A 9,795-nucleotide genomic window follows, 5' to 3' on the forward strand; every position below is an offset into this window, starting at 1 on the left:
AAAAGGCGCAGGGATCGCCCCGCGCCTGATTCTCTGAGTGCTGCTATTTGCCCAAATAGGTCTGTTCGACAAAATCGGCGAAGTCCTGACACATGGCATCATCGCCGTCAGCGCTGTCGGCCAGTACGCGGCTGCCATCTACCACCAGGATATGCACGTTGAGGTCAAAATCGGCCACCGGTTGTTCACGTTTCGCCGCCAGTTCGATGGTGTATTGCGCCTCTTCCCATGCCGCCGCAACCGTCTGATTACACACCTGAGCCAGATAATCAGGGTTAAAGCCTTCGCCGGTCAGGCTGCGTAAGGTGTCGTCATGGCTGACGCTGTTGCCCGGCGTCCAGTAATGTTTGGCTAAATCAGGGCCGATGGCCGGGTTATCCGTCAGGTAACCATCGCGTTTGAGGAAGAAGGCGCGGGTCTGTTCGACGGCCATCAACGCCAGCAAATATCCCTGATAGGAGCAGGCGGAATCCATCGACAACAGATGCGGGATGGCCAGCGTCGGGCGCGGGCTGCCGGTGACACCCAGAATATGCGTTTCGACATCGCGCGCCAGCGCCAGCATCGCCTCCGGCGTACGTTTTTCATCTGGCCATTGATACAGCTGCCATTCGAAATAAGGTACCAGCAAAATATGGCGCTCATTGAATGCGCGCATCGGTTGGCGTGCAGCGATACTGTCATGGATCAGCGTATCCGGCACCGGTTCGCCCTGTGCATTTTTCGCATAACGTTTCAGCCAGTCTGCATCATCAAGCAGGCTGTCGCAGAACATTGACTGGGTTTCCGCATAGGCCATCGAGGTCGGTGGGAACTCTTGGGAGAAGCACGGCGCATTCTGGCGGATATTGGCAAAATGCGCCGCATGGCCGCCTTCATGGAACAGCGTATTCAGACCGCTGGCTCCGCTGCCCACCTGATCCGGTTTTGCCAGGCTGGTAAAGTTGATCACGCCAGACACCCATTGAGCGCCGTCATAAAATGCCGGTACCGGGCTGTGCATAAAGCCATTCTCATATTTGCCTTCGCGCACCAGTAAATCGAGCTGCATTTCGGCGCCGTTAAAACCGATATTCAGGCGTTTGAAGCTGTCGAGCCAGCGGCGCAAAGAATCAGCAAACGGGAAATAAGAGTCGAGTTGACGGGTGACATCACCCGCGCTGGCAAAGCGGATGTTCCACGGCAGCAGTGCAGCGTCGCCTTCACGTGCCACCAGCTCGTTGAGGCTACGCACGTTACCTTCACGGGTCTGCTCTTCAAAGCGGTCAAGAATGGCGAACAACTGTTCCGGCGTCATGCGCTCGGTTTTGTTCACCTTATAATCGAAATAATTGCGGAAACCCAACTGACGCGCAAAGCGGTTGCGCAGGCCAATCAGTTCAGGGAAACCGTTGTGCAGCAACCACTCTTCCAACTCGCGCAGGGCAATTTGCGAACTGCGGCGGTAGGCTTCATTTTCATTGTTAGCCTGGTTGGTCAGCAATTCCCCAAGCGACGCATTAACTCGCTCGCCTTTGGCATTGATGTGGGTCAGACGGTGCTGTTTGCGTTTAGTGTACAGGGCAGCTTCTGCCTGAATGATTTCATCCAGCAGCGCCTGGGCTTGGGGGTCTTCAATCGCGTTGCAGTCAAAGAAACGGTACCAACCTTGCAGGCCGTGCAGCAACGCTTTGCCACTGTCGTCGAGTCTGTGCTTTTCCAGCCCGGCAATCAGCTCACGAAGCTCACCTAAGCGGCTTGGTTCAGAGATGAAACGCTTATAAGCGCTCTCTGCCGCCGAAAACTCTGCCGAAACGTTCTCGTCGCCAGTGCCCATATAGTTCTGCCAGAACAGATTTTCTTTGGTTTTGTGGACATTGAGGTAGTCGTGATTCAGGGCGTTAAAATAGTCTTGAGGCTTTTTCATGCAGTCTTCTCTACTGAAAGTTAACGAGATTATGCATTGAGTGTATGTTCAGACAGCGGTTATGTCGATGTAACAAAACCGCTTAACGTGCTGACAGGGTAACGCGCAGGAAATTAGTTTTTCTTCACGAACTCAGATTTCAGTTTCATCTGGCCGAAACCATCAATCTTGCAGTCGATGTTGTGATCACCTTCGCACAAACGGATGGCTTTCACTTTAGTGCCAATCTTCAGCATCGACGAGCTACCTTTAACTTTCAGGTCTTTGATCACGGTGACAGAATCGCCGTCTACCAGCACATTCCCGTTAGCGTCAACCACCACCAGCGCGTCGTCCTGAGCTTCAGCATCGCCTTCCAGTGACCAGACATGTCCACATTCAGGACAGTTCAGCATCGCACCGTCCTGCCAGGTGAATTCAGAACTACAGCTTGGGCATTTAGGTAACTTTTCCATCTGATAACCTCATTAAATTTTTTTATAAAAAATGAATAAAATTAGGATGTAACTCCTTAATACCGGGTATTTTACCCTTTTAAGGGGGAGTTTGATAGGAGGCGCCCTAATATCGCTTTTAAATCTTTAAATCTTTAAATCTTCAAATCTTTAAATTCAAGGTCGTGGGCGTCGGCCCACACCGACTTGGGGCGGCCAATCGCCGCCGCCCCAAGACCCCGGGCTCTTTTAAAAACAGCAGCTGCGCAGGTCACAATGGCCGTGTTTCAGGTGCCAAAGTGATAGCCGTAAAATGTCATCGCTCCGCGATTCCCGGCTGCGGGTTCGAGCCAACGGTAAAAATGTTGTCTCTCCACCGACTTGCCGGTGACATTTTGAACACGGCCGGGGCTTCTTTAAAGTCAAAACCGGCACAGTGTCTGTTTTTAAAAAAGCCAAGGCCGCATTCAAAAATGGCGCCGGAGGAGAGGTGAAAAACCGCGCGTCTTTTTGCGCGGGTTGTAACCCGAACGGAGGGGACCGCAACGCGGCGCTATTTTGCGGCTGTCACTGTGGCACCTGAAACACGGCCATCCCGATTCAGCGATAGCGCGCAGTTTAAGAGCCGGGGATTCTGAAGGGGTGTGGCGATAGACACCCCTTCAGGCCGGTTTGGGCGGCAGCCCAAGGTTTTGAATTTGAATTTGAATTTGAATTTAAAATTTTACTTACGCTTTTCCAAAAAGCCTAAAACACCTGCTCGATGATCATTCTCGCTTCTTCCATATCCCCCGATATTCCCGCCCCGACCAGACAGCACATCAGTTGATTAAGGATCGCCTGGGGAATCGCGCGCTGGCCGCTCAGGCATTCCTGAGTAAAAGCGACGGTCGCGACAACGTCTTTTGATGCAGGCAGTTCGACGTTTTCGAAATCCTGCCTGTCAGATAAAATCTCCTGGATACCGTTGGCAATCAAATGGATTTGCGGGAAGCGTTGCGGGTTGGCGTAGACTTCGCCTTCGGTCCCTTGCGACAGCAATGCACGCCCTTCCACCTGACGGAAAAACGACGAAACTTTCTGAATATATTCAGGATGCGATACGCTCGACAAACGCAGTGATTCTTGTCCGGCAAAAGGTGTGATCAGCTTTGCCAGCGTATGGCTGCTGTTACGCACGCCCATTTGCCAGCGCAGCGCAAGCTGCTTGTCTATCGCTGCACACAGCACCGATACCGGGACAAACACCGGCAAACCTCCTGCATCAAGCTGCTGTTGCGCCTGCAGTTGATCTTGCGCGGCCTCAACGCCCAGTGCGCGGAAAATCTCAGCGCTGGTGATGCGTGTCGGGTCTTCATCCACGCCGTGAACCAGCACGGGCAAACCGAGTTTACTGAGCAGCATCGCCAGCAGTGGCGTCAGGTTGGCCTGTTTACGTGCACCATTATAAGTTGGGATCACCACCGGCATCGGGCGTTCAGCCGGGGCCTGAAGTGGCATCACCTGTTCTTCCATCGCCTGATAAAAACCCAGCATCTCCTCTTCGGACTCGCCTTTGATGCGCAGGGCAATCAGCAAACCGCCGAGCTGCAAATCAGGCACCACGCCTGCCAGCATTTCGCGGTAAAGCGCCAGCGCCTGTTCACGGTCCAGATCGCGGGCGTGGTTCTTGCCGCGACCGACTTCTTTGATAAGTTTGGTGTAATCCATTGCTCCGCCATTAATTAATATCGAATGCTGCCCGCCTTCATGTAGCGTGGTGAGCTCCTGCCATAGCCTGAGCAGCCATTGGCTGCTCTCAATAATTTTCGCCTCCTCGTTCATCCGTTATCAGGCTTTATTGATAATGGATGAACGAGGGGACGTAAAGATACAGAGGAAAGTGATTTCAGGAATACAGATCGAAAATTTACCGGGCCTTGCGGCGGCGCTTCACGGTTTTGGTGGCACTTTTGAGCAGGTCGGGGCGTTTTACTGAACCTGGCTCTGGCATTTCACGGTGCTCAATAGGGAAGATGGGCAAGGCCGCCAGCAGGCGGGCACCGTAATTTTTGGTGATCAACCGGCGGTCATAAATCACGATCTCGCCCCGACATTCGTGGCTGCGGATCAGTCGCCCGACCTGCTGGATCAGATTGAAAGAGGCGCTTGGCAGGCTCTGCACTTCGAACGGGTAACGCTTCAGGGTTTTCAGCCATTCGCCTTCGGTCAGAATGACCGGGCTGTCGATAGGCGGGAAAGCGATTTTATGGATATGAACCTGCGTGAGCAGATCCCCTTTCAGATCCAGCCCCTCCGCGAAGGATTGCAGGCCGATAAGCACGCTGGTGCTGCCGGCTTCCACCCGCTTGCGGTGCTCTTCCACCAGCCGGTAACGCGGCTGATCCCCTTGCACCAGCAGCATCAGACGCAAATCAGGCAGCAGACTGACAAACTGTTGCAGCGCCCGGTTACTGGCGAACAACACCAGTTGGCCTCTGTGCAGTCCTTTGGCCAGTTCGGCGCGGAAGAATTCTGCCATTTCAGCCAGATGCGCCGGTTCATTAGCCATCAGCGGTTCATTAATCATCTGCGGAATGACCAGTTTGCCCTGTTCGATATGATTGAACGGCGAATCCAGGCTGATAAAGCGGTCGCCGGCTTTCTCATTCAGACCGCTCATCTCTTGCAGGCGGGCAAAACTGTTGAGTGAGCGCAGCGTCGCGGACGTGATCACCACATGCGGCACCTTGCGCCACAGCAGCTTTTCCAGCTGTTCACTGACACGAATGCCTACGCAGTGGAAAACCAGATGGCTCTGATTATCGAAGTATTGGCGCGTCACCCATTTGCCGATCGGCGCATTGGAGGCTTTCTCCATTGCCGCCAGTTTCCACAGTTTGCTCATGGTTTCGAGATAACCCTGCATGCGGCTCATGTGCAAAATGGCACGGTGCAGACGCATGATGTCGTGCTTACCGGTCTTTTCGCTGAGATCATTAACCATGTATTCCGCCAGACTGCGCAGGCCGTCGGTCAGCTTGAACAGGCGGGCACACAGTTCGGTCAACGCAGGCGGCAGCGCGCCCATTTCGAAGCGGTACTCGGCTTCGGGCACGTCCGGCGGTAAATACTGGCTGACCTGTTGTTCAATCAGCAACAGCAGTTCGCGCATCTCGGCGCAGTGAGTGTGCAGGCGTTCGGCATTGGTCAGCGGTGGCGGGTTCTTCGGCGTGAACAGCGCCAGACATTGTTCAATCTGGCGGACAAAATTATCAAGTTGCAGGTGGTTCCACACGGCGGTGATTTCCGCCTCAACTTCAAGCGCATCGCGGGCCACATCGGGCAGATGATGGCCTTCATCCAGCACCAGCAATAAATCTTTGGCCGGCGGAAGCACCGATTCTGACTCCAGCGCCGCCATCACCAGCGCGTGGTTGGTCACCACCACATCGGCACTTTCAATCTCTTTGCGCGCCACAAAGTACGGGCACGCTTTGAAATAATGGCAGTTGCGACCCAGGCAGTTGGCTTTATCAGTGCTGATTTTGGCCCACAGCGGATCCTGAATCGTCAGCTTGTAGTGATCACGCAATCCGTCCCACTCGTAGCGGGCCAGCGCGGTTTCCAGGGTTTTCGACAGTTTTTGCTCTTCGCCGCTGGAAGGCGCTAATTCATCCCCGAGGAACAACCCCAAATCACCCTGCGCATTCTCATTACTCATCATCGACAGATTACGCGGGCAGACATAACGACCCCGACCAAACGCACCGGTGAATTTTAAATCTGGAATGATTTTTTTCAGCAGCGGTAAATCTTTGCTAAAAATCTGGTCCTGCAATGCCACGTTGGCGGTGCTGACGATCAGCGGTTTCTCCTCCTCACGGCTGACAGCAATGCCGGGGATCAAATAAGACAGGGTTTTGCCGACACCGGTTGGCGCCTCAATCGCCAGATGGCGTGCGGAATCCCCGGAGAATGCCTTCGCGACCTCAGCAATCATCTGACGCTGTGGCGCACGGGAAATAAAGTCCGGGATTTGCTGTTGCAGGGCTTTGTACCACTGACTTATCTGAGCTTTAACTGCGGGGGAAAGCGCCATTCATCTCTTATAAAGTTGCGTTATTAAGGGAACATCCGGCGGGCATTGTCCCACAGACGGGCCTTGGGATCAGCCTGCAATTGTTGTTACTGAACGTGTAAAAATCAGTTCACTTGTAAAATATCTATAAAGTTCATTTTCACTTGTCATAAATAGGTCACATAAATAAGGTAAAAAATCCTCGCTGTGAGAATTTCAGGCACACATTGAAAGCACAGTACACAAGATGAAAGCGTCTTTTTAATGAAACCTTTTAATACTCTCTCCAATGAAAGGGTTTAAAAGAAAGCAGGGTAAAAAAAATGAAACATAAGATTCTGGCATTATTAATTCCTGGTTTATTGATTGCGTCCGGGGCTCACTCAGCAGAAATTTATAATAAAGACGGCAACAAACTGGATCTGTACGGTAAAGTCAAAGCAGAGCATTATTTCTCTGATGACAACAGCAAAGACGGTGACCAGACTTATGTTCGTATGGGTTTCAAAGGACAGACACAAATTAACGACATCCTCACCGGCTATGGCCAGTGGGAATATCAGGTAGCTGCTAACCATTCCGAATCACAAGGCACTCAGGACACTAAAACCCGTCTTGGTTTCGCCGGTTTGAAAGTCGCCAACTACGGTTCATTCGATTACGGTCGTAACTACGGCGCACTGTATGACGTCGAAGCCTGGACCGATATGTTCCCAGAGTTCGGCGGCGACGGTTATACCAAAGCTGACCGCTTCATGACCGGGCGTGCCAACGGCCTGGCAACTTACCGTAACCGCGGCTTCTTCGGTCTGGTCGATGGCCTGAACGTTGCGTTGCAGTATCAGGGTAAAAACGAAAACGACAGCCGTACCTCCACCACGGCGAACGGCGACGGTTATGCGCTCTCTACCACTTATACCTTTGGTGACTCAGGTATCAGTGCCGGTGGTGCATACGCGTCTTCTGACCGTACTAATGGGCAGACAGCCTCACGCTTTGGTAAAGGTGATAAAGCTGACGCCTGGACCGGTGGTCTGAAATATGACAACCACGGTGTTTATTTAGCCGCTATGTATGCTGAAACCCGTAATATGATCGGTATTTCCGTACCCGGCAGCCTGGCTGGAACAGCAGCATCTGTCAGCGGTTACGCAAATAAAACCCAGACATTTGAAACCGTTGCTCAATATCAGTTCGACTGGGGTCTTCGTCCGTCATTGGGTTATGTACAGACTAAAGCAAAAGATATTGAAGGCATTGGTGATGCTGACCTGACTAAATATGTCGACGTCGCTGCAACCTATTATTTCAATAAAAACATGTCTACCTTCGTTGATTATAAAATTAACCAACTGAGTGATAACAACACGCTGAAATTGAATAATGATGACACCGTGGCAGTCGGCCTGGTTTATCAGTTCTAAGATTGACCCGTGTGACCTTCACAAGTCCACACACCACCCTCATTGATAAAATTTTACTCGCTTCACTATTCGCCGGGCTCATCCCCCGGCTTTTTTATTGCCTGTGTCGCATGACCCGATCTTCACTCTTCACTAATCTCATGAATCTGCTAATGTTTTAAGGATTTTTCTTATAATGCATAAAGGTGATAGTGAATGAACAAGATGACGCTTTGCGCCACCGGCGCGTTAGTGATGCTGGCCCTGACCGGCTGTGCGCAACAAAAAACGGATGCCCAACAAAAGCTTAACGATCAATCTGTCATGGCGTTGAACTGGTTCCAGCAATCCGGAGAGTATCAGGCGCTGACCTATCAGGCATTCAATGCCGCCACGATGGCCTTTGATAATGCCAAACCTCTCGACGGCAAACCTAAAGCCGTGGTGGTCGATCTCGACGAAACGATGATCGACAACAGCGCCTACAGTGCATGGCAGGTAAAAGCCAACAAACCGTTCGACAGCAAAACCTGGTCTGCATGGACCTCAGCCAAACAGGCGCTGGCGATTCCAGGTGCCGTGAATTTTGCGAATTACGTGAATTCTCATGGCGGGACGATGTTCTACGTGTCGAACCGTAAAACCAGCGAATACGCCGCGACAATGGATAACCTAAACCGCCTCGGTTTTACTGGCGTGAACGAAAAAACTTTGCTGCTCAGTAGCAATACGTCGAATAAACAGACGCGCTTCGACGCGATTAAAGCCGCTGGCTACAACATTGTTATCTACGCCGGAGACAATCTGAATGATTTTGGCTCAGCCACTTATCATAAAGACAACACCCAGCGCCGCGCCTTTGTAAACCAGAACCACAGCCAGTTCGGCACGCAGTACATCGTATTGCCAAACCCACTGTACGGTGACTGGGAAAGTGGCCTCGCGGCAGAGTACAACAAGCTGACTCCAGAGCAGAAACTCAAGGTTCGCGATACGAATTTGCGGGCGTGGAGTGGGAAGTAAGGCTTTAAGCGCTTTAAAAAGCTAAGCAAAGTTTTTTAAGGTCAAGGTCGTGGGCACCGGCCCACACCGGTTTTAAATTCAACCTCAAAATCAAGACCTTGGGTTGCCACCCAACCCTGCTTTTAAAGTCAAAACCGTGGGCTCGCCGCCCACACCGAAGACCTTGGGCTGCCGCCCAAACCGGCCTTGAGGGGCGCCTATCGCCGCGCCCCTCAAGACTCCCCGGCTCTTTAACTGCGCGCTATCGCTGAATCGGGATGGCCGTGTTTCAGTTACCATTGCAATAGCCGCAAAATCCCGCCGCGTTGCGGTTCCTTCACTTCAGGTTCGGACCAGCTCGCAATAAAACCGCTCGCCGTTTCTCACCGTTCGTTCAGCGGCATTTTTGAGTGCGGCCCACACTTTTTTAAAAAACAGGAACAGTTCTTGTTTTGAATTTAAACATGACTTAGGAAAGACAAAATGAGTTTGGTTTTGAATTTAAAGAAGCTTCGGCCGCGTTCAAAAATGTCACCGGCAAGTCGGTGGCGAGACAACATCTTTACCGTTGGCTCAAACCCGCAGCCGGGAAGCCCGAAGGGCTGACATTTTGCGGCTATAACAGGGGTATCTGAAACACGGCCATTGTGACCAGCGCAGCTGCTGTTTTTAAAAGAGCGCGGAGTCCAGAGGATGAGGGATCCCCACAAATTACTCTTCTCACCAATGAGACACTGAGTCGTAGTTTTTTTGCCAGATATTGAAGGCGTTCAATATGTTGGCTGCTGTGATTAAATCGGATTCATGGCGCAGCACGTTTCTTGCTAATGTCTGGAATGAAAGGACCCTGCGAGTCTTTATTGTATTTGCCTGGTATGAATGATGTTTCCCTGTCAGTTCAATAAGATATCCAATGAACCATGTCATGACTGACGCTATCATTGACAGGAGGCACAGGACATTCAGCCGGGCTATTCCTGTACTCCCGCT

The 9,795-nt window shown here is 51.8% G+C and carries 6 protein-coding genes and 1 pseudogene; 2 read left to right on the forward strand and 5 right to left on the reverse strand.

The window, feature by feature from the left end; genetic code table 11:
* Positions 1-43 precede the first annotated feature (43 nt).
* The 4 genes from EAH77_RS03075 to dinG all read right to left on the reverse strand — a co-directional run bounded on the left by EAH77_RS03075 (position 44) and on the right by dinG (position 6,421).
* Entirely contained in the window at positions 44-1,906 is a 1,863-nt protein-coding gene (locus EAH77_RS03075; RefSeq protein ID WP_140470313.1) for a M3 family metallopeptidase, read from the reverse strand.
* Positions 1,907-2,019: 113 nt separating this feature from the next.
* Positions 2,020-2,361, reverse strand: coding sequence for a zinc ribbon domain-containing protein YjdM (locus tag EAH77_RS03080; protein WP_140470314.1), 342 nt, complete (start codon positions 2,359-2,361; stop codon positions 2,020-2,022).
* 726 nt (positions 2,362-3,087) lie between these two features.
* Complete coding sequence (gene ybiB, locus EAH77_RS03085; protein WP_140470365.1) at positions 3,088-4,050, reverse strand: DNA-binding protein YbiB; 963 nt, start codon at positions 4,048-4,050, stop codon at positions 3,088-3,090.
* Between the two features lie 199 nt (positions 4,051-4,249).
* Positions 4,250-6,421 carry an ATP-dependent DNA helicase DinG gene (gene dinG / locus EAH77_RS03090; protein WP_140470315.1) on the reverse strand — a complete coding sequence of 724 codons (2,172 nt, stop codon included), beginning with the start codon at positions 6,419-6,421 and terminating at the stop codon, positions 4,250-4,252.
* A gap of 302 nt (positions 6,422-6,723) precedes the next feature.
* On the opposite strand from dinG, the gene ompC reads away from it, so the two are divergent.
* Together ompC and EAH77_RS03100 are read left to right on the forward strand one after the other, a co-directional pair.
* Positions 6,724-7,824: a porin OmpC gene (gene ompC, locus EAH77_RS03095; protein WP_140470316.1), complete on the forward strand. Its 1,101-nt coding sequence runs from the start codon at positions 6,724-6,726 to the stop codon at positions 7,822-7,824.
* A gap of 195 nt (positions 7,825-8,019) precedes the next feature.
* Positions 8,020-8,826: a 5'-nucleotidase, lipoprotein e(P4) family gene (locus EAH77_RS03100; RefSeq protein WP_140470317.1), complete on the forward strand. Its 807-nt coding sequence runs from the start codon at positions 8,020-8,022 to the stop codon at positions 8,824-8,826.
* A gap of 699 nt (positions 8,827-9,525) precedes the next feature.
* Here EAH77_RS03100 and EAH77_RS25360 read toward each other — a convergent pair.
* Positions 9,526-9,795, reverse strand: a pseudogene (locus EAH77_RS25360) (IS4 family transposase); the annotation flags it as partial.

Source organism: Ewingella americana (assembly GCF_006438725.1).
Classification (GTDB): Bacteria; Pseudomonadota; Gammaproteobacteria; order Enterobacterales; family Enterobacteriaceae; genus Ewingella; species Ewingella americana_A.